20 protein-coding genes are annotated in these 20,210 nt (G+C 72.0%); 9 read left to right on the top strand and 11 right to left on the bottom strand.

Features of this window, described 5'->3' with window-relative positions; genetic code table 11:
• The first annotated feature begins 171 nt into the window (after positions 1-171).
• Together ACIREI_RS05425 and ACIREI_RS05420 are read left to right on the top strand one after the other, a co-directional pair.
• On the top strand, positions 172-816 hold the full coding sequence (locus ACIREI_RS05425) for a TetR/AcrR family transcriptional regulator (protein ID WP_403327586.1): 645 nt from the start codon (positions 172-174) through the stop codon (positions 814-816).
• Positions 817-1,035: 219 nt separating this feature from the next.
• Positions 1,036-1,773: a bifunctional DNA primase/polymerase gene (locus ACIREI_RS05420; RefSeq protein ID WP_403327584.1), complete on the top strand. Its 738-nt coding sequence runs from the start codon at positions 1,036-1,038 to the stop codon at positions 1,771-1,773.
• A 41-nt stretch (positions 1,774-1,814) separates the two neighbouring features.
• On the opposite strand, the gene ACIREI_RS05415 is transcribed toward ACIREI_RS05420, so the two are convergent.
• The 6 genes from ACIREI_RS05415 to ACIREI_RS05390 form a co-directional block, all read right to left on the bottom strand.
• Positions 1,815-2,807 (bottom strand): hypothetical protein, encoded by a 993-nt coding sequence (locus ACIREI_RS05415; protein WP_403327582.1) that lies wholly within the window; start codon positions 2,805-2,807, stop codon positions 1,815-1,817.
• On the bottom strand, positions 2,767-3,639 hold the full coding sequence (efeU, locus tag ACIREI_RS05410; protein ID WP_403327580.1) for an iron uptake transporter permease EfeU: 873 nt from the start codon (positions 3,637-3,639) through the stop codon (positions 2,767-2,769). Before efeU ends, ACIREI_RS05415 begins: the two co-directional genes overlap by 41 nt.
• Before the next feature lie 6 nt (positions 3,640-3,645).
• Complete coding sequence (gene efeB / locus ACIREI_RS05405) at positions 3,646-4,908, bottom strand: iron uptake transporter deferrochelatase/peroxidase subunit (protein ID WP_403327578.1); 1,263 nt, start codon at positions 4,906-4,908, stop codon at positions 3,646-3,648.
• A 10-nt stretch (positions 4,909-4,918) separates the two neighbouring features.
• Positions 4,919-6,085, bottom strand: a complete 1,167-nt coding sequence (gene efeO / locus ACIREI_RS05400) for an iron uptake system protein EfeO (protein ID WP_403327576.1) — start codon at positions 6,083-6,085, stop codon at positions 4,919-4,921.
• 125 nt (positions 6,086-6,210) lie between these two features.
• Positions 6,211-7,029 (bottom strand): heme ABC transporter ATP-binding protein, encoded by an 819-nt coding sequence (locus tag ACIREI_RS05395; protein WP_403327574.1) that lies wholly within the window; start codon positions 7,027-7,029, stop codon positions 6,211-6,213.
• Positions 7,030-7,143: 114 nt separating this feature from the next.
• Entirely contained in the window at positions 7,144-8,232 is a 1,089-nt protein-coding gene (locus ACIREI_RS05390; RefSeq protein WP_403327572.1) for a FecCD family ABC transporter permease, read from the bottom strand.
• A 131-nt stretch (positions 8,233-8,363) separates the two neighbouring features.
• On the opposite strand from ACIREI_RS05390, the gene ACIREI_RS05385 reads away from it, so the two are divergent.
• The gene (locus ACIREI_RS05385) at positions 8,364-9,008 is read left to right on the top strand and encodes a PhzF family phenazine biosynthesis protein (protein WP_403327570.1); all 645 of its coding nucleotides are present in this window, start codon (positions 8,364-8,366) and stop codon (positions 9,006-9,008) included.
• A 28-nt stretch (positions 9,009-9,036) separates the two neighbouring features.
• On the opposite strand, the gene ACIREI_RS05380 is transcribed toward ACIREI_RS05385, so the two are convergent.
• Together ACIREI_RS05380 and map are read right to left on the bottom strand one after the other, a co-directional pair.
• Positions 9,037-9,684, bottom strand: coding sequence for a heme oxygenase (biliverdin-producing) (locus tag ACIREI_RS05380; protein WP_403327568.1), 648 nt, complete (start codon positions 9,682-9,684; stop codon positions 9,037-9,039).
• Between the two features lie 129 nt (positions 9,685-9,813).
• The gene (map, locus tag ACIREI_RS05375) at positions 9,814-10,671 is read right to left on the bottom strand and encodes a type I methionyl aminopeptidase (protein ID WP_126391806.1); all 858 of its coding nucleotides are present in this window, start codon (positions 10,669-10,671) and stop codon (positions 9,814-9,816) included.
• A gap of 58 nt (positions 10,672-10,729) precedes the next feature.
• Here map and ACIREI_RS05370 point away from each other — a divergent pair, with 58 nt between their 5' ends.
• Positions 10,730-10,960, top strand: coding sequence for a hypothetical protein (locus ACIREI_RS05370; protein ID WP_302001210.1), 231 nt, complete (start codon positions 10,730-10,732; stop codon positions 10,958-10,960).
• On the opposite strand, the gene ACIREI_RS05365 is transcribed toward ACIREI_RS05370, so the two are convergent.
• The gene (locus ACIREI_RS05365; protein WP_403327565.1) at positions 10,961-12,292 is read right to left on the bottom strand and encodes an MFS transporter; all 1,332 of its coding nucleotides are present in this window, start codon (positions 12,290-12,292) and stop codon (positions 10,961-10,963) included.
• A gap of 64 nt (positions 12,293-12,356) precedes the next feature.
• The gene (locus tag ACIREI_RS05360) at positions 12,357-12,953 is read right to left on the bottom strand and encodes a hypothetical protein (protein WP_403327563.1); all 597 of its coding nucleotides are present in this window, start codon (positions 12,951-12,953) and stop codon (positions 12,357-12,359) included.
• Positions 12,954-13,061: 108 nt separating this feature from the next.
• On the opposite strand from ACIREI_RS05360, the gene ACIREI_RS05355 reads away from it, so the two are divergent.
• From ACIREI_RS05355 to ACIREI_RS05345, 3 genes are all read left to right on the top strand, one after another.
• Positions 13,062-14,135 (top strand): exo-alpha-sialidase, encoded by a 1,074-nt coding sequence (locus ACIREI_RS05355; protein WP_403327561.1) that lies wholly within the window; start codon positions 13,062-13,064, stop codon positions 14,133-14,135.
• A 37-nt stretch (positions 14,136-14,172) separates the two neighbouring features.
• Complete coding sequence (gene npdG / locus ACIREI_RS05350) at positions 14,173-14,898, top strand: NADPH-dependent F420 reductase (RefSeq protein WP_403327559.1); 726 nt, start codon at positions 14,173-14,175, stop codon at positions 14,896-14,898.
• 144 nt (positions 14,899-15,042) lie between these two features.
• Positions 15,043-15,228, top strand: a complete 186-nt coding sequence (locus tag ACIREI_RS05345) for a hypothetical protein (protein WP_403327557.1) — start codon at positions 15,043-15,045, stop codon at positions 15,226-15,228.
• Here the strand turns inward: ACIREI_RS05345 and ACIREI_RS05340 are convergent.
• Complete coding sequence (locus ACIREI_RS05340) at positions 15,218-16,018, bottom strand: site-2 protease family protein (protein WP_403327555.1); 801 nt, start codon at positions 16,016-16,018, stop codon at positions 15,218-15,220. The two genes, ACIREI_RS05345 and ACIREI_RS05340, sit on opposite strands and share 11 nt — an antisense overlap.
• Positions 16,019-16,122: 104 nt before the next feature.
• Here ACIREI_RS05340 and ACIREI_RS05335 point away from each other — a divergent pair, with 104 nt between their 5' ends.
• Both ACIREI_RS05335 and ACIREI_RS05330 read left to right on the top strand, forming a co-directional pair.
• Positions 16,123-16,797, top strand: a complete 675-nt coding sequence (locus tag ACIREI_RS05335) for a DUF6578 domain-containing protein (RefSeq protein ID WP_403327553.1) — start codon at positions 16,123-16,125, stop codon at positions 16,795-16,797.
• 86 nt (positions 16,798-16,883) lie between these two features.
• Complete coding sequence (locus tag ACIREI_RS05330; RefSeq protein ID WP_403327551.1) at positions 16,884-20,183, top strand: BTAD domain-containing putative transcriptional regulator; 3,300 nt, start codon at positions 16,884-16,886, stop codon at positions 20,181-20,183.
• The last annotated feature ends 27 nt before the right edge of the window (positions 20,184-20,210 follow it).

The raw sequence follows: 20,210 nt of genomic DNA, 5'->3' as shown, positions 1-20,210 counted from the left end.
CGAAGGGCCGAAGCGGGGGTCCAGGGGGCGGAGCCCCCTGGGAACGGGGTCGAAGGGGCGGAGCCCCTGGGGATGGGACGGGTAGGGGCGGCGGGGGCGAGAAACCAGGCGTCCCGCTACACCCCGCGGCGAGCGAGACGCTCCGTCTTGCCAACCTGATAAATTCGCCCCATGGCAGCCCAGAAGTCCGCCCAGTCCACCCGCTCCAGCCAGCCCACCCCCAACTCCACCCGCCGCAGCGAGCGATCCCGCCGGGCCATCTACGACGCCGCCCTCGCCCTTGTCGGGGAGATCGGCTACCCGAGGACCACCATCGAGGGCATCGCCGCCCGCGCAGGCGTCGGCAAGCAGACGATCTACCGGTGGTGGCCGTCGAAGGCCGAGGTGCTGATGGAGGCGTTCCTCGACCTCGCGGAACAGGCCGCACAGGAAGCCGGCCAGGAGCCGTACGTCATCCCGGACACCGGAGACCTCGCGGCCGATCTGAAGGCCGTACTGCGTCTCACCGTCGACCAGCTGCAGGACCCCCGCTTCACCGCCCCGTCCCGCGCCCTCGCCGCGGAGGGGCTGGTCAACGAGCCGCTCGGCCGGGAGTACGTGGCCAAGCTCCTCGAACCCTCCCTCCAGCTCTACGTCGACCGGCTGCGCTCCGCACAGGAGGCCGGCCAGATGCGCCCCGACCTCGACCCGCGCATCGCGCTCGAACTCTTCGTCTCGCCCCTCGCCCAGCGCTGGCTCCAGCACACGGGCCCGATCTCGTACGAGTACACCGACACCCTCGTCGACTACGCGCTGCACGGTCTCGCTCCACGCTGAGCCCCCGCACCCCCCACGCGCCGCCCCCCACGCACCCCTCGCGCACACGGGGCCCCGCACTAGGGGGGTAAATCCCGCCAAAACACCCCATGCCGTCTGATTCAGGTGCCGTGTACGCCTCGCCCCACCTACCCCGGTTGTCCGCTACCGCCCCCCGGAGCGCACGATGGTGGGACCATAGGGCATGCTGTTCCGCACGACAGCGAGGCGAGGGGATAGATGAGCGCGGAGTTGGGCGGCCGGACCGGCCTGCGGGGCAAACTCTCCCAGTGGCTGCGCGGAGGCCGCCCGAAGGACGCCGCCGCGGACGACGGCGGCCGGGAGGCCCTGCTGATCGCCGCCGCCGCGACAGGACTGCCGCTCGCGCCCGCCGCGCACCCCGCCCCCGGCTACCGATGTTCCTGCGACCGGGTCGGCTGTCCCACCCCCGCCCGGCACCCCGTGTCCTTCGCCTGGCAGACGCAGTCCACCACCGACCGCGCCCAGATCGAGCGCTGGGCCCGCCACCAGCCCGAGGCCAACTTCATCACCGCGACCGGCATGGTGCACGACGTCCTCGACGTACCGCTCGAGGCCGGGCGCGCGGCGCTGGAGCGGCTGCTCGGCGCAGGGATCGAGGTCGGGCCCGTCGCCGAGAGCGACGACGGCCGTCTGCTGTTCTTCACCCTCACCCGCGGCACCCCCGAGGACGAGGACGAGTGGTGGCCCTGCGAGCTGGACTGCCACCCCGAGACCATGGACGAACACCACGGACTGCGCTGGCACTGCCGCGGGTCCTACGTCCTCGTACCGCCGGCGCGACTGCCCGGCGACGGCCAGGGCGTGCACTGGGTGCGCGGGCTCGAACACCCACTGCCCGACCCGCTGAGCCTGCTGGAAACCCTCACCGACGCCTGCGCCCGCTACGCCGGCCAGGAGCCGGACCACGTCTCCGCGGCCTGGCCCCTGCGCCACTGAGCTGTCACTGAGCTGCCACCGAGGCGCCGCAGCGGGCGGCGTTACTCGCCCTTCGCCGACGTCAGGCCCTGGGTACGGCCGATGACCTCCACCTTCCCCGATCCCTTCGGGATCAGGGCCACCTCGTTCGAGACGATCTCCATCGTCAGCGACTGCTTTATCTCGCCCTTCGTCAGCGCCTCCACCCCCTTGCCCGGGGAGGGGACGCTGGTGCCCGCATAGGCCGTCTGCTTCTCGTAGTAGCGCGTGGTGAAGAACACCATCGCGCCGCCGTCCGTGGTGCGCAGCGCCAGCGGGGCGTAGTCGCCGCTCGTCAGCGGCTCGTCGATGAACTGGCTGACCAGACCCGGCCTCTTCGCGGCCTTCGCCCGGTCGGCACGCCACCCGCTGGTGTGGCGGCCGGGGGCGAAGACGCCCTTGCCGTCCTTGAGGTAGGCCGCGTAGTCCTTGCTCAAGTCCCCAGGGGGTACGGCCAGTTCGGCCGAGTTCGCGGCGACGGCCTCGGCCCAGCCGTCCTTGTCGGTCTTGAACTTCGGTACGTCGCCGGGGGCCACCAGCGTCAGATACGCGGCTTCCCACGGCTCGTTCAGGCCGCCCCGCGTGAACGCGAAGATCCAGCGCGCGGTGCCGAACTTGTTGCCGGCCGCGTCGGCCACGAACCAGCGTGGCCAGCCCGCCTTCTTCGGGATCGTGTACTTGACGTCCGACAGCACCAGCGGGGTGTGCGCCGAGTTGCCGCCGGGGCTGAGCGCCTTGCCCGCCTTCAGCCGGGCCGCGTCGATGTCGCTGAGGGCCCCGGCGACGTAGTCGGCGTCGAGAGAACTGTCGTACGCCTTGTCCGCCTTGTTGTACGCGGTTGTGAACTGCTGGAGCGCCTTGGCGGCCTCCGCCTTGGTGGCCGAGGGGAGAATCTCCTTCTCCCCGTGGACCACCACGCATCCGCTCGCCGTCAACGACAAAGCGGTCACTGAGGCCGCTATCAGTGCGCTCCGGTCAAGCCTGCGGAGCTTTCGAGGGCCGCGATCCCTGCTCATCAGGTTGCTTCACCTTCCCCTTCCCGGAGGCGAACCCTACCGGGGCCAGGAACAGCGCGAGCGTCGGGATCAGGTACAGCAGCCACACTGTGACCTGGAGGACGGTCGGGTCCGGCTGGAAGTTGAACACGCCCTTCAGCAGGGTGCCGTACCAACTCGACGGATCGACGGTGTCGCTGATGTCGAAGGCACGGTCGCTCAGGCCGGGCAGCCAGCGCGCCTCCTGCAGGTCGTGGAAGCCGTACGCCAGCACGCCCGCCGCCACGACGACCAGCATGCCGCCGGTCCAGGTGAAGAACTTGGCGAGGCTGATGCGCAGCGCGCCGCGGTAGAACAGCCAGCCCAGGACGATCGCCGTGGCGATGCCGAGGGCGACCCCGACCAGGGGGCGCGGGCTGCCGTCGCCGGCCGCGCGGACCGACGCCCACACGAACAGGGCCGTCTCCAGGCCCTCCCGGCCGACCGCCAGGAACGCGGTCGCCACCAGCGCGCCCGTGCCCATCCGCAGGGCCGCGTCCAGCTTGCCGTGCAGCTCCGCCTTCAGGTGCCGGGCGGTGCGCCGCATCCAGAACACCATCCACGTCACCAGGCCGACCGCGAGGATCGACAGGGAGCCGCCGAGGGCCTCCTGCGCCTCGAACGTCAGCTCCTGGGAGCCGAATTCGAGCGCGCAGCCGAAGCCGAGCGCGAGGGCGACGGCGACGCCGATGCCGATCCAGATGGGCCTCAGCGCGTCCCGGCGTTCGGTCTTGACCAGGTAGGCGATGAGGATGCAGACGACGAGGCTGGCCTCCAGCCCTTCGCGCAGGCCGATCAGATAGTTGGAGAACACGAGTCCTCACGCCTCCTTGGCGAACAGGGTGCTGCCCCACCAGTCGTCCTTGTCGCGGACGCCGGGCGGCACCGCGAAGAGCGCCGAACCCACGTGCTGGATGTACTCGTTGAGCGAGTCGAGGGCCAGGTTGCGCTGGATCCGGATGAACCCGGTGCGCGGGTCCTTCTGGTAGGCGAGGAAGAACAGGCCCGCGTCCAGCCGCCCCAGACCGTCGGTGCCGTCGGTGAAGGAGTAGCCGCGGCGCAGGATCGTCGCCCCGTCATTGGAATCGGGGTGAGCGAGCCGGACGTGCGCGTCGGGCAGCATCGCCTTCAGGAACGGCTCGTCGCGCTCCTTGGCCTTGCCGACCGGGGCGCCCTCGCCCTTGTCGCGGCCGATGATGTCCTCCTGCTCCTGCAGGGAGGTGCGGTCCCAGGTCTCGATGTGCATGCGGATGCGCCGGGCGACGAGATAGGACCCGCCGGTCATCCACCGCGGGCCGTCCTTCCCGCCGACCCACACGAACTTCTCCAGCCGGTCCGTCTGCGTCCCCGCGATGTTGCGGGTGCCGTCCTTGAACCCCATGAGATTGCGCGGGGTCTGCTCCTCGGGGGTCGTGGAGGAGGTCTTCCCGAAGCCGAGCTGGGACCACTTGATGACGACCTTGCCGAAGCCGATCCGGGCCAGGTTGCGGATCGCGTGCACGGCGACCTGCGGGTCGTCCGCGCAGGCCTGGATGCACAGGTCGCCGCCGCTGCGGTTCCTGTCGAGGTTGTCGCCGGCGAACTTCGGCAGCTCGACGAGGGCTTCGGGGCGGGCGTCCGCGATGCCGAACGCCTCGCCGTACTTCTCGAACAGGGACGGTCCGAAACCGATCGTCAGCGTCAGCCGCGACGGCTTCAGACCCAGCGCCTCACCGGTGTCGTCCGGCGGCGCCTCGGCCAGACCGCCGTACGCGCCCTCGCCGACCGCCTGCCCGGCGGTCATCCGGCGCGCGGCCGCCGTCCAGTCCTTCAGCATCTGCACGAACTCGGCGCGGTCGTCGGTCTTCACGTCGAACGCGGCGAAGTGCAGCCGGTCCTGCACGGGGGTGGCGATACCGGCCTGGTGAGCGCCGTGGAAGGCGATGGCGGCGCCCGTCTCGGCGCCGGCCGGGGCCGCGTCGCCGGAGTCGCCGTCACGGGCCATCGCCACCGCACCGCCGGCCGCGGCGGCGCCGAGCGCGAGCCCGGCACCGCCCCAGCCGATCAGCGCACGCCGGGACGGTGACTGCGAGGTCTCGGTCATGGGGGTGCCCCTACTTCACGACGACGGCGGCGGCGAGCTTGGACAGCGGCTCCGCGAGGGAGTTGACCCCGTCCGACAGTTCCTTGCGGTCGGCCTCGCCGACCTTGTCGTACGAGGTGAAGTCGTACTGTGCTGCATTCGAATCGTCCGCCCGGAACTTGTCGAGCAGCGTGTTCAGCGCGCCGAACTGCTTGTCGAGCTCGGTGACCAGCGCCGGGTCGTTCTCCTTGGCGACCGGCTTCAGCAGCTCGTACGCCTTCTGCGCGCCCTCGACGTTGGCCTTGAAGTCGACCAGGTCGGTGTGCGAGTAGCGCTCCTCCTCGCCGGTGACCTTGCCGGTGGCGACCTCGTCGAGGAGTTCCTTGGCGCCGTTGGCCATGGAGGTCGGGGTGATCTCGGCCTTGCCGACCCGGTTCTGCCAGTCCTTCAGATCGGTGATGAGCTGATCGGCGAGCTCCTTCTCCCGGTCGCCGATCTTCTTGTCCTGCCACAGCGCCTTCTCCAGGCGGTGCCAGCCGGTCCAGTCGGTGGCCGGGTCCTGGCCCTCCTCCAGGCCGTCCTCGCGGACGTCGACCTTGGGGTCGATGTCGCCGAACGACTCGGCGACCGGCTCGGTGCGCTCCCAGCCGATGCGGGAGGGGGCGTACGCCTTCTTCGCGGCCTCGATGTCGCCGTCCTTGACCGCCTTCGCGAACGCCTCCGCCTTCGGCAGCGTCTCGTCGGCCTGCGCCTGCGCGTACTCACGGTAGGCGGCGACCGCCTTGTCCAGGCGCGGGTCGCGCTTGGCGGCCGCTCCCTTGCCGGTGGCCTTGACCGCCTGCCGGATGCCGTCGCCCTTCATGCCGGGCTTGCAGGCGATGGTGTAGTCGCCCGCCTTCACCTCGGCGGTGACGGTCTGCTTGGTGCCGGGGCCGATGTTCTCGCGCTCGGTGACGATGCGGTCGTCCGGGAAGAGGATGTAGACCTCGGTGACCTTGGAGCCCTTGTTCTCGATGGCGAGCTCGACGTGCCCGGCCGGGAACTCCTTCTTCGACACCTCGCACTTGTCGTCCGTCGCGGTCACGTTGACGACCCGGTCGCCGCCCGCCGCACTGCCCTTCTCGGTGCACCCCGTGACGGCGGCCAGAGCCGCCGCGGTGGCTATGGCAGTGGTGACGGAGAGTCTGACGGCTCGCATGAGGGCTCCAGATGGCCGAAAGTGTGCGTGACGGGCCTCACAGAGAACCAAGGTGAGGCTTGCCTAACGCCCATAAGGATCGCCTAAGTGGCCAAAAACGCACCCATAGAGAGGTCAAAGGGAAGTCAAAGGTTCCGTAGTGGGGTCACCAACAGGCCGCCCGTTCGAGGGTGCGAGAGCACTTCGACGGGCTGGTCGTACACCTCCGACAGCAGCTGCTCGGAGAAGACCTCGGCGGGCGCCCCGTCCGCCGCCACCCGCCCGCCGCGCAGGACGGCGACCCGGTGCGCGTAGGCCGCGGCGAGCCCCAGATCGTGGAGTACGACCACCACCGCGTCCCCGGCCCGCGCCCGTTCCCGGCACAACCGCAGCACCAGTTCCTGGTGCTTGAGGTCGAGGGCCGCGGTCGGCTCGTCGAGCAGCAGCAACGGCGCCCGCTGGGCCAGCACCCGGGCGAGCGCGACACGGGCCCGCTCGCCACCGCTGAGCGCGGAGAACGGCCGTAGGGCGAAGGCGGTCACCTCGGTGGCGGCCATCGCATCGGCGACGGCGAGGTCGTCCTCGGCGGGCGAGGTGGCGTGGGGCGCGCGACCCATCCGTACGACCTCCTCGACCGTGAAGGGGAAGGAGAGGTTCGCCGACTGGGGCAGCACGGCCCGGCGCAGGGCGAGTTCGGGCGCGGACCACTCGCTCGCCGGGCGGCCGTGAATCCGTACGACGCCCTGGGTGGCTGGGAGGTCGGCGGCCAAGGCGCTCAACAGGGTGGACTTCCCGGCGCCGTTGGGTCCGACGAGGGCGAGTACTTCGCCGGCGCGGACGATCGCATCGACGCCCTGGAGTACTTCGCGCCCGCCGAGCCGAACATGGAGCGACTCGGCGCCGGCGAGGACATCGCCGGGTGCGGAGGGGGCGGGAGGGGTCGGACGGTGACGGAGGAGTCTCACGAGAGGGTGTCCTTCGGCGGAGGGTCACGTGCTATCGCGGGTGGGGGTAATGCTTTTAGGGGCGCGGGGAACTGCGCGACCAGCCCCCACACACCCGCACTCGGCCTACGACCTTCAGGCCCACCCCCCTTGCCGCCGCCGAGTCCGCCGCAGCAGCCAGAAGAAGAACGGACTGCCCAGCAGAGCCGTAAGCACCCCGAGCGGCAACTCCGCAGGCGCCGCCAACGTCCGCGCAGCGAGATCCGCCGCGAGCAACACCACCGCTCCCCCCAACGCACTGCCCGGGATGAGGAACCGATGCCCGGGCCCCGCGGCCATCCGTAGCAGATGCGGCACGACAAGGCCGATGAAGCCGATGACCCCGGACACGCTCACCGCGGCAGCGGTCAGCAGCGCGACGACCAGGATCAACGCGACCCGCATCCGCTCCACGTCCACCCCCAGATGCCGGGCGGGCCGGTCGCCGAGCGCGAGCAGGTCCAGGCGGCGCGCGTACAGCGGCGCCACCACCAGCCCCACGACCGCGCACGGCAGGACCGCCGTCACCTTGGGCCAGGTGGACTGGGCGAGGGAGCCGAGCTGCCAGAAGGTGATCTGGTTCACCGCGGCGGTGTCCGCGAGGAAGATGAACAGGCCGATGAGCGCCCCGGCGAAGGCGTTGACGGCGATGCCCATGAGGATCAGGGTGACGACCTCCGTACGGCCGCCCGAGCGGGACATCACGTACACCAGCAGCACGGTGCCGAGCCCGGCGACGAAGGCCATCGCGGGGAGGGTCCAGTTGCCGAGGAAGGTCAGCCCGAGCGAGATGGCGGCCACCGCGCCGACCGCCGCGCCCAGGGAGACGCCGATGGTGCTCGGCTCGGCCAGCGGATTGCCGAACACGCCCTGCATCAGGGCTCCGGCGCACCCCAGCGAGGCGCCGATGAGCAGCGCGAGCACGATCCGCGGGAAGCGGACGTTCCACAGCACCGACTCGGCCACCCGGTCCAACTCCCCGCCGCCGAGCCCGACTTTGTGCTGCACGGAGGCGAGGACGTCCCCGACCGGGATCGGATAGGCGCCGATGCCGGCGGCGACCGGGACGAGGGCGAGGAGGGCGACGCTCATGCCGACGGTCAGCAGCCAGGCGGTGGTGTGCCGTCTGCGGGGCGGCGGCGCTGCGGCCACGGCTTCGGGCGCGGCCTTCTCCAGTACGGTCATGCCGTATCCCCCTCTTCCACGTCCGATGGGCAGAGCTTAGGTTAGCCTTACCTTCAGGTGGGCGACCCTGCGAGCCGCTGGCGCTGCCACCTGGGACGACCTCGCCGCCCGCGTGATGTTTCAATTCCCCCGTGACTGACTACGACGTCCTCCGCGTCTTCTGCGGCCCGACCGGCGGATACGGCAACGAACTCGGCGTCGTCCGCGAGGGCTCCGTGATCCCCGAGCGCAGTGACCGGCAGGCGTTCGCCGGGAAGCTCGGTTTCAGCGAGACCGTGTTCGTGGACGACCCCGAGCGCGGGGTCATCGACATCTACACGCCGACCCTGCGCCTGCCCTTCGCCGGTCACCCCTGCGTCGGCACGGCCTGGCTGCTCGACGTGCCCGAACTGGTCACTCCGGCGGGCGTGGTGGGCGCGCGACTGGACGGGGAGTTCAGCTGGATCGAGGCGCGCGCGGAGTGGGCACCGCCGCGTACATTGCGGCAGTACGCGACGGCCGCCGAGGTGGACGCCCTTCCCGTGCCCTCTCCCGGGGAGTGGATCTACGCCTGGGCCTGGGAGGACGAGGCGGCCGGCCGGGTTCGGGCCCGGGGCTTCCCCGGCCGTGACGACGGCATCGACGAGGATGAGGCCACGGGTGCGGCGGCGCTGCTCCTCACGGACCGCCTGGGCCGCGCCCTCAACATCACCCAGGGCGCCGGGTCGCAGATCCTCACGGCCCCGCAGCCGGGAGGCTGGGTGGAGGTCGGCGGCCGGGTGTTCCTGGAGCATTAGGGTGGGTCCGACAGGGGGCCCGGCCGCTTCAGGCGCTCAGCGGGAACTCCTCGCCCAACGCCCGGAACACCGCCGTGTTCAGCGCGAACGCCCGCTTGCACTCCGCCACGATCCGCTGCTTCTCCAGGTCGTCCGCGCGCACCGCGTCCAGCAGTTCGCGGTAACTCCGCTTGAACGCCGCCGGGTTGGAGATCTCCTCGAAGACGTAGAACCGGACTCCGTCGCCCTTGCGCGCGAAACCCCAGGTCTTCTCCGCCTTGTCGCGGATGATCTGGCCGCCGGAGAGGTCGCCGAGGTAGCGGGTGTAGTGGTGGGCGATGTAGCCGGCCGGCCAGTCGCGGGCGCACTCCCGCACGCGGTCCGCGTAGGCCCGCGTCGCCGGCAGCGCCGACACCCCCGCCCGCCAGTCCGGACCCCGCAGATGCGCCAGGTCCCGCTCCAGCGACGCCAGCCGGAACAGCTCCGGCTGGATGAACGGACCGGTCACCGGGTCCGACGCCAGCCGCTCTGCGCCGCTCTCCAGCGCCTCGTACACGAACCACAGCTGCTCGGTGTAGCGCGCGTACGCGTCCACCCCCAGCCTGCCGCCGAGCAGATCGCTCATGAACGTCGAGGTCTCCGCCTCCACATGCTGCTCGTGGGAAGCGGTGCGGATGACTGTCGAGAAGGAGTCCATGGGTCCATTTTCTGAGGTTAGGCTTGCCTAAGTCAATAGGTTTGCCGACGCCATGTCGGTAAAAGCGTACCGAGAAAACCCGCCCTCCGCAGAGGACGGGTTCTTCGGCGACTTCGGCGACCGCCGGGGTCAGGGGAGGGTGAGGATCTCCGTCCCCGTCTCCGTCACCACCAGCGTGTGCTCGAACTGCGCGGTGCGCTTGCGGTCCTTCGTGACGACCGTCCAGCCGTCGTCCCACATGTCGTACTCGTGCGTGCCCAGCGTCAGCATCGGCTCGATCGTGAAGGTCATCCCGGGCTGGATCACCGTCGTCGCGTGCGGGCTGTCGTAGTGCGGGATGATCAGGCCCGAGTGGAAGGACGAGTTGATTCCGTGGCCGGTGAAGTCGCGGACCACGCCGTAGCCGAAGCGCTTGGCGTACGACTCGATCACGCGGCCGATGACGTTGATCTGGCGGCCCGGCTTGACCGCCTTGATCGCCCGGTTCAGGGACTCGCGGGTGCGCTCCACCAGCAGGCGGCTCTCCTCGTCGACGTCACCCACCAGGTACGTGGCGTTGTTGTCGCCGTGCACCCCGCCGATGTACGCCGTCACATCGAGGTTGATGATGTCGCCGTCGCGCAGCACCGTGGAGTCGGGGATCCCGTGGCAGATCACCTCGTTGACGCTCGTGCACAGGGACTTGGGGAAGTTGCGGTAGCCGAGCGTGGAGGGGTAGGCGCCGTGGTCGCACATGTACTCGTGCGCCACCTTGTCCAGCTCGTCCGTCGTCACACCGGGCGCGATCAGCTTCGCCGCCTCGGCCATCGCCCGAGCGGCGATACGGCCGGCGACGCGCATCGCCTCGACGGTCTCCGGGGTCTGCACCTCCGGACCCGTGTACGGCGTCGGCGCGGGCTTGCCGACATACTCGGGGCGGCGGATGTTTCCGGGCACGGAACGGGTGGGAGACAGCTCCCCTGGGACAAGCAGCGACTGGCCAGACATGCCAGCGAGTCTAACCAGCGGGCGTGGGGGAACATGTGGGTGGCGAGAGGAGCCGCTCATGGCCTTGTTCAAGAAGCGCACGGTCGGTAAACCCGGCGAGTGGTACTACTGCCTCGTGCACAAGAAGGTCGAGGAGGGGCCGGAGTGCCCGGCCAAGGACCGCTTCGGGCCGTACGCCGACCGGCAGGAGGCCCAGCACGCGATGGACCTCGCGCGGGAACGCAACCTGGAGTGGGAGAACGACCCCCGGTGGCACGACGCCCCGACCGGCCCGGCGGACGACGACTGATCAACCTTCCGCGGGCGCCGGCGCGGTTGCCGCCGCCGCCCGCCGCTCGCGCAGCCGTACCGCGTGCTCGTTCGTCCGCGCGTCGTACGTCAGCAGCTTCGGCAGGCACAGCGCCAGCACCCCCACCGCGCCCACGCACAGCAGTCCGCCCGACCAGACGGACGTGCGCACGCCCTGCCAGGCGGCCACGCCGCCCACGTAGGTCTGGCCGAGCTGCGGGCCGACCGAGTACGACAGCAGCTCGATCCCGGCGAGCCGCCCCCGCAGCTCGTCCGGGATCGTCTGGTTCCACATCACCCCGCGGAAGATGCCGCTGACCATGTCGGCGGCGCCGCCGAGGGTCAGGAACAGCAGCACCAGCCAGACGTTCCCCGAGATACCGGCGGCCGCGATCGCCACGCCCCACAGCGCGGCCGACAGCACGACGACCCGCCCGTGCCGGTGCACCCGCGAGGTCCAGCCGCTGGTCAGGCTCACCAGCATCGCGCCCGCCGGGACGGACGCGTACATCAGGCCGAGCGACCACGGGGCGTCCAACTCGTCCGCGAGGAACGGCAGTACGGCGAGCGGCATCGCGAAGAGCATCGCCGCGATGTCGATGACGTAGGTCCCCAGCAACTCCTTCCGGCTCCAGGCGTACCGGGCGCCCTCGGCGATCGCCTTGAGGGACGGCTTCGCGGCCTCGTGCGAGGCGGGGGAGGCGGCGATGCCGAGCGTGAGCAGCACGGAGACGACGAAGGTCAGCAGATCCGCGCCGTACGCCCAGCCGGCCCCCGCGTACGCCACGACCACACCCGCCAGAGCCGGGCCCGCTACGCCACCGACCTGCCAGCGCAGGGCGTTGAGCGAGCCGGCCGCCGGGAGGTGCTCATGGGCCACGATCCGGGGCCACAGCGAGTCGAGTGCGGGCCGCTGGACGGAGACGAGCGCCGAGGACAGGGCGGCGACGGCGTACAGCGGCCAGATGGCGGGGCTCGGCAGCAGGGCGTTGACCAGCAGCGCCGCGCTCAGCACCGCCTGCCCGGCCTCCGTCCACACGATCAGCTTCCGCTTGTCGAGGGCGTCGGCGAGCGCGCCGCCGTACAGCCCGAACACGACCAGCGGGACCAACTCCACGGCCCCGATCGCGCCGACCGCCGCAGCGGACCCGGTCAGCTCCTTGATCTGCACCGGCAGCGCGACGAACGTCAGGAAACTGCCGAAGGACGAGATCAGGCCCGCAAGCCACAACCTCCGGAAGTCGGCGGAGGCCCGCCAGGGGGCGAGGTCGGGCAGTACGGCGCGCAGGCGGGAGGCAGGTGCGGGGGCGGGGGCGGGGGAGTCGTCGGTCACGAGGGGCCATGGTCGGGCGGCGCGGTACCGGAGGCAAACGGTTTTGCGGGTGGGCGGGCAAAGGTCACCAGCGGGCAGGCGGCGGTGCCGTCAGTGACTCCGCCAGCCGTGACAGACGGTCCCGGAACCGTCGGCGCCCGGAGGGCACCGCGTTCTCGCCGGCGGCCGCGCTCACCAGGTGCTGCACGGTGTCCAGGTCCAGCTCGGCGCCCTCCGGCACGGTCAGCGTCTCGTGGGCCATGGCCGTCAGGTCCGACTCCTCGGCGCCGAGCGCCAGCACCGTGGCCCCGGCCCGCCGGACGTCGTGCACCCGTTCCAGGAGCGGCGCCCCGGGCTCGTCCGGCGACACCACCAGCAGCGTCTCCCCGCGCCGCGCCGCCGCCAACCGGCCCAGACCGACGGCCAGATGCGCCGGATCCGAGGGGCGCGCGCCATGCCGTACGAGTGTCGGGGCCAGCTCCGGCGTCCCCGACCACGCGGCCTCGTCCACCAGATGGGCCGCCAGATGCCACGGCTCGTACCGAGGCGTGCCGACCAGCAGCAGCCCGCCCTCGTGCGACACCGCCGACGACCGCAGCGCCCCCGCGAACCGCCGTGTGGCCCCCAACCACTCGGTTCCGGCGAGCACTTCGCGCAACAACGCGACACGTACGGCGTCCATGCGACCGCATCCTGCCGCAACCGACCACTCGTGACCCGGAGTTCACCACGAATTCGCCCGGTATGGGGAAACAGAGGGGCCCGGCGGCCACGTTTGAGGAGTCCGACCATGACCGAGACCAGCGTCCCCTTCCGCGCGGGCCGGGAGGGGTATGCCTCCTTCCGCATCCCGGCCGTCGTCGCCACCGCCACCGGCACGCTCCTCGCGTTCTGCGAGGGCAGGGTCGAATCCGCCGCCGACCACGGGCAGATCGACATCGTGCTCAAGCGGTCGACGGACGGCGGCCGCACCTGGGGGCCCCTGACGGTGGCCGCCGACAACAACTGGCACCTCGCCGGCAACCCCGCCCCCGTGGTCCTCGACACCGGCCGCATCCTGCTCGTCTACATCCGCAACCACGCCAACGCCACCGAGGCCGCCATCCTGCGCGGCGAGGTCAGCGACGCCGACGGTCGCCGGATCTGGGTCCGGTACAGCGACGACGACGGCGTCACCTGGTCCAGCTCGAAGGAGATCACCGCGCAGGTCAAGCGACCCGGGTGGCGCTGGTACGCCACCACGCCCGGCCACGCCATCCAGCTGAGCACCGGCCGGGTCGTCGTCGCCGCCAACCACACGATCCCGCCCACCGGCGACGACATCGGCAACGAGGCCCGGTACAACAGCGGCCACTGCCTGCTCAGCGACGACCGGGGCACCACCTGGCGGATCGGCTACATCGACGAGAACACCGACGGCTACGTCAACGTCAACGAGACCACCGCCGCGGAACTCCCCGACGGCCGCGTCTACTTCAACACCCGCAACGACTCCCCGTCCCCCGGCAACCGGGCCGACGCCCACTCCGCGGACGGCGGCGCGACCCTCGTGAAGCCCTTCCGCCCGCAGGCCGGCCTGACCGCCCCCATCTGCGAGGGCAGCGTGCTGCAGCTGCGCGACCCCGACGTCCTGCTCTTCTCCGGTCCCGCCGACCCCGCCGCCCGCGCCCTGATGACGATCCGCGCCTCCACCGACGGCGGCGTCACCTGGCGGTCCGCGCACACGGTGGACGGTCTGCCCGCCGCGTACTCGGACCTGGTACGGGTCGACGACTCGACGGTCGGACTCCTCTACGAGACCGGCGACTTCGGGCCGTACGAGACCATCACCTTCCGGCGGGTGCCCGTGACGCAGCTCACCTGAGCCGTGGGGGCGGGTGCGGCAGCCGTAAAGTCGGGCCATGACCTCTACCGACAGTGCACAGCAGCCCACCGACGCCCCCGCGAAGGCCCCGGCCAAGGACCCCTGGGACCTCCCCGACGTCTCCGGGCTCGTCGTCGGCGTGCTCGGCGGGACCGGGCCGCAGGGCAAGGGCCTCGCCTACCGGCTCGCCAAGGCCGGGCAGAAGGTGATCATCGGCTCGCGAGCCGCCGACCGCGCCGAGTCCGCCGCCGAGGAGCTCGGGCACGGTGTCGAGGGCGCCGACAACGCCGAGTGCGCGCGGCGCAGCGACATCGTGATCGTCGCCGTTCCGTGGGAGGGCCACGGCAAGACACTCGAGTCCCTGCGCGAGGAGCTGGTCGGCAAGCTGGTCGTCGACTGCGTCAACCCGCTCGGCTTCGACAAGAAGGGCGCCTACGCGCTGAAGCCGGAGGAGGGCAGCGCCGCCGAGCAGGCCGCCGCCCTGCTGCCGGAGTCGCGGGTGACGGCGGCCTTCCACCATCTGTCGGCCGTACTGCTCCAGGACCCGGAGATCGACGAGATCGACACCGATGTGATGGTGCTCGGGGAGGTACGGGCGGACGTGGAGATCGTCCAGGCGCTGGCCGGCCGTATCCCCGGCATGCGCGGCGTCTTCGCGGGGCGGCTGCGCAACGCCCACCAGGTGGAGTCACTGGTCGCGAACCTGATCTCGGTGAACCGTCGCTACAAGGCGCACGCGGGGCTCCGCGTCACGGACGTGTGAGAGCCTGTCCGCAAGCCCCCGTCGTCCGCCCGAAGGGCGATCGCACGCACCGGACGCCGCAGCGCAGGCGGGGGCTTGCGGACAGGCTCTCGGGATGGGGGACACTGGTCGCCGTAGCAGTGTCCCCCGAAGGAGCCGACCGAAATGCCCCGCCTTGGTGTCTATGCCCTGATCGTCTGTCTGCTGGCCGTGGCAGCGGCCGTGATCTCCTTCGTGCAGGGCAGCTGGCTGGGGATCGTGTGGGTGCTGCTGGCCGGGCTGTCGTCGAACATGACCTGGTACTACGTCAAGCGCGCCAAGGACGAGCGGCGGGGCTCCGTCACGAGTTGATCGAGCACAGCTCGTTGGTGTCCCGCCAGAAGCGGAACAGGTCGAAGCCGCAGTACGTGTCGAAGTCGCTGATGCCCAGGCCGCGCAGCACCGCGTCGATCATGTCGAAGAACACGCCGTTGATCTCCGGGACCCACAGCAGTGCGAACACGAACAGCAGGCCGAACGGGGCGAACGGCTCCACCTGGCGCCTGACGCCGTGCGACAGCCAGGGCTCGATCACGCCGTAGCCGTCCAGGCCCGGGACCGGCAGGAAGTTCAGGATCGCGGCCGTGACCTGGAGCAGGGCGAGGAAGGCGAGCGCGAAGCGGAAGTCCCGGGGGACGCCGTCGAGCGCGTCCAGCCAGAACGGGGCGGTGCACACCACGGCGAACAGGACGTTGGTCAAGGGCCCCGCCGCCGAGATCAGGCTGTGCCGCCAGCGCCCCCGGATCCGCCCGCGCTCGATGAACACGGCACCGCCGGGCAGGCCGATGCCGCCCATGATCACGAAGATGACCGGGAGCACGATGCTGAGCAGCGCGTGCGTGTACTTCAGCGGGTTGAGGGTGAGATAGCCCTTCGCGCCGATCGAGATGTCGCCGCTGTGCAGGGCGGTACGCGCGTGTGCGTACTCGTGCAGACACAGGGACACGATCCAGGCGCCGGTCACGAACAGGAACACGGCGAGGCCGGGCTGCTCGGCGAAGCCGGTCCAGGTGGCCCAGCCCGTCACCGCAGTGACGGCCAGGATCCCGACGAAGACGGGGCTGATCCGCCGGTCGCCGGAGCGGGTGATCGCGGTGGTCATGAGGTGGGGCTCCTGTGGGACGGGGCGTCGGGCCTGCCCGACCGTACCGGGCGCAGGGGGAAAACGTCTCGCGGTGGGGTGGTGGTTCCGGGGAGGGTGGGGGCATGGGGCTTTGGCATGTGTTCTACGCGGACTGGCAGATGGAGTGTTGCGGTACGCCGTTCAAGGTGGGGGACGAGGTGAGCTGGCCGCTGCTCTTCGAGTCCGCCGACGAGGCCCTCGGCGGCGGCTGGCACGACCAGCTCACCCAGGTCACAGGTCCGGTGGAGGACCTGCCGGCGGAGGAGGGCGCGGTGCGGGTGCTGCGGGAGGAGAGCGGGCTCGTGGTCGCGCTGCACCAGCATCCGGTCGGCATCGTCGCGCCGGAGGAGCTGGGCGACGTGCGGCCGGGGGACCGGCTGCGCCTGGTCGGCCTGCTCACGGCCGAGTTCCACGGCGACCCCGACCTGCCCGAGACCCGGGGGTGGGTACGGGCGATCCAGGTCCTTCGGCAGGGCTGGGCCGAGATGGCGCCGGGCTCGCTCACCCGGGAGCCGGTGCCCGGGGACCGGTCGCTGCGGCCGGTGTGGGAGTGCCCGAAGTGGTTCGCGGACGCCGACGCGGGCGTGATCGTGACCCTGGAGGTGCCGGGTACGGACTCCCGGCTCTCCCACGCGGTGCGCGAGGCCCGGGGTCTTCCGCACGAGGGCACGGCACCGGGCGCGGAGGTGGCGGGCCTGGCGCCGGCCGCCCTGGCCGAGCTGCTGCAGACCCTGAGCACGGTCCCGGAACGGGGATGACACTGCCGTGACCCTGCGCGCGCGCCGCACACCCCTGCCGCGCCGCGCCACGCAACCCTGTGACCGTCCCGAACCGACCGGAGACAATGGACCCCGTGCGCTATCGCATCCTCGGCACCACCCAGGTACTTCGCCCCGACGGCCGCCCCGTTCCGGTCGGCGGGGCGCGGCTGCGATCCCTGCTGACCGTGCTGGCGTTGCGGGGCGGGCGGACCGTGCCCGCGCCCCTGCTGGTCGACGAGGTGTGGGACGGCGATCCGCCCGCCGACGCGACGGGCGCGCTGCAGGCGCTGGTCGGGCGCCTGCGGCGGGCCCTCGGGGCGGACGCGATCGTCTCGGAGGAGGGCGGGTACCGGCTCGCCGCCGCGCCCGACGACATCGACCTGCACCGGTTCGAGCGGCTGGCCGGCGAGGGCACGCGCGCGTTGGCCGACGGCGACCCCGCCAAGGCCGCCGTCGTCCTCGACGACGCCCTCGCCCTGTGGCACGGCCCCGCCCTCGCCGACCTCCCCGACCGCACCGCCGAGGCGGTCCGCCAGGAGACCCGGCGCCTGGACGCGCTGCGCGCCCGCCACACCGCCGCCCTCGCCCTCGGCCACGCCGAACAGTCCCTGCCCGAGCTGACCGCCCTGTGCGACGCCCACCCCCTGGACGAACCCCTCCAGGCCCTGCGCCTGCGCGCCCTGCGCGACGCGGGCCGTACGGCCGAGGCACTGGCCGCCTACGAGGACGTACGGCGACTCCTGGCGGACCGGCTGGGCTCGGACCCGGGACCGGAACTGCGCGCACTGCACGGCGAGTTGCTCCACCCGACGCAGGGCGGGCCCGCGTCCGGTTCCGTGAACGCCCCTGACGTTCCCCCCACTTCGCCCTCGCCCCCTCCCACCGGCAACCTCCGCGCCCGTCTCACCTCCTTCGTAGGCCGGGAACCGGACATCGAGGCCATCCGCGGCGACCTCGCCACCGCCCGGCTCGTCACCCTGCTCGGCCCCGGCGGGGCGGGCAAGACGCGGCTGTCGCAGGAGGCCGCCGAGAGTGTCCGGGACGGCGCCCCGGACGGGGTGTGGCTGGCCGAGCTCGCGCCGGTCGACGATCCCGAGGCCGTACCGGAGGCCGTACTGACCGCCGTCGGCGCCCGCGAGACCGTGCTGTACGGCGCCGGGGCCGAGGCCATGCGGGCCGGATCCGAGCGGCACGACGACCCCGTCGAGCGGCTCGCCGAGCACTGCGGCAGGCGGCGCATGCTGCTGATCCTCGACAACTGCGAGCACGTCGTGGAGGCCGCCGCCCGGCTCGTGGAGGAGCTGCTGGCGCGCTGCCCGCGGCTGACGGTGCTCGCCACCAGCCGTGAACCCCTCGGCGTACCCGGCGAGTTGCTGCGGCCCGTGGACCCGCTGCCCGAGCCGTTCGCGCTGCGGCTGCTCGCCGACCGGGGCGCCGCGGCCAGGCCGGGGTTCCGGGTCGCCGACGATCCGGAGGCGTGCGCGGAGATCTGCCGGCGGCTCGACGGGCTGCCCCTCGCCATCGAGCTCGCCGCCGCCCGCCTCCGCATGCTGACACCGCGTCAGATAGCGGACCGGCTCGACGACCGGTTCCGGCTGCTCACCTCGGGCAGCCGCACCGTACTGCCCCGCCAGCAGACCCTGCGGGCGGTCGTCGACTGGTCCTGGGAGCTGCTGGACGAGGGCGAACGGGAGGTGCTGCGGCGGCTGTCCGTGTTCGCCGGCGGCTGCGACCTCGCCGCCGCCGAGGCCGTGTGCGGGCCCGTCGCGCTGGAGGCGCTCGGCTCGCTCGTCGACAAGTCCCTCGTGGTGGCCGCCCCTTCGGCGGACGGCGCGATGCGCTACCGGCTCCTGGAGACCGTCGCCGAGTACGCCGGCGAGCGCCTCGACGAGACGGGGCGGCGCGCCGAGGCCGAGCGTGCGCATCTGACGTACTACCGCGAACTCGCCCGCACCACCGACGCGTTGCTGCGCGGGCCCGGTCAGCTCGCCGCCATCGCCCGCCTGGAACGCGAGTACGAGAACCTGCGCACCGCCCTGCGCCATGCCGTCGCCGACCGCGACGAGCAGGAGGGGCTGTGTCTGATCCTGTCGCTGTCCTGGTTCTGGCAGATGCGCGACCTGAAGATCGACGCCCGCAACTGGTCCCGCGAGGTCCATGCCCTCGGCCCCGACCCCTTCCCCGAACCGGCCCGCCGCGCGCGGCCGGTGTGGGAGCGCTGCACCGAAACCCCGCCCCCGTGGAGCGGAGAGGTCCTCGAAGAGGCCCGGCGCGGCGCCCACCTCGTCCATCTCGCCTGCATGGACACCGAGTTGGACGCCTGGCAGACCCCCGCCGCGCAGGCCAAGCTGCGGGCCATCGCCGACACGTACGAGCCCGGCATGCCGCAGACCTGCCGCCTTCCCGGCCTGCTCTGGTTCTACGCCGTCATGCTGACCGGCGACATCGAACGGCTGCGGACGGTCATCGACGCCACCGTCCGCACCTCCCGCGCGACGCCCGGGTACGACTGGGAGCTCGCCGCGAGCCTGCAGTGGCGGGCCAACCTGTACGCCAACCGCAGCGACTGGGCGGGCGACGCCACCCGCGACGCCGAGGAGGCGATGGAGATCTACGAGCGCCTGGGCGACCTGTGGGGCGCCGCCGAGGCCCGTGCCGCGCGCGCCGAGTCATGCGAACGCAAGGGGCAGTGGGAGGCGGCCGTCGCCAACTACGAGGCGGCGATCGAGCGCGCCGAACGGCTCGGCGCCCGCGCCCAGGTGGCCGTCCTGAACGCCCGCCTCGGTGCCGTACTGCTGGAGACCGGCGAGACCGAGCGCGGCGAACGCCTGCTGCGCGAGGTGATCGCCCGGAAGGACGGCGCGCGCAACGACGCGATGCCCGCCGCCCGGATGTTCCTCGCCGGTCACTGCGGCCTGACCGGCCGCATCCCCGAGGCCCGCGAGCAACTGCGGTTGCTGCGCGAGGAGTTCGGCATCGCCCACTTCGTCATCTTCGACGCCTACATCCTCGCCTCGCAGGCCTGGCTGGAAGCCTTCGACGGGTGCTACGAGGAGTGCCTGGCCGTCACCCGCCGGGCACTGGAACGGGCCGCGGACCCGCTGTCCCTGGCCATCGCCCCCACCATGCGCACCCTGCTCCTGCACATCGCCGGGATCGCCCTCGCCGCCGTCGACGGCGGCAGCCGGGCCCGGGACGGCGCCCGCTGCGTCGGGGCCGGCGACGCCCTGCTGCCGACCCGGCATGCCCCGACGACCATCGAGCGCGAGACGCGCGCCAAGGCAAAGCGGGAGCTGCGCGCGGTGCTCGGGGACGAGGCCTACGAGGCGGCGTACGCCGAGGGCGGCGGCCTCTCCCCTGAGGCGGCCGCCGCCCTGGTCTGACACGCACCGGCGGGACGCAGGACGCAC

Source organism: Streptomyces sp. NPDC093591 (assembly GCF_044764885.1).
Taxonomy (GTDB): Bacteria; Actinomycetota; Actinomycetes; order Streptomycetales; family Streptomycetaceae; genus Streptomyces.
Note: the sequence above shows the minus strand (reverse complement) of the source record. Positions and strands in the feature narration are given on the sequence as shown.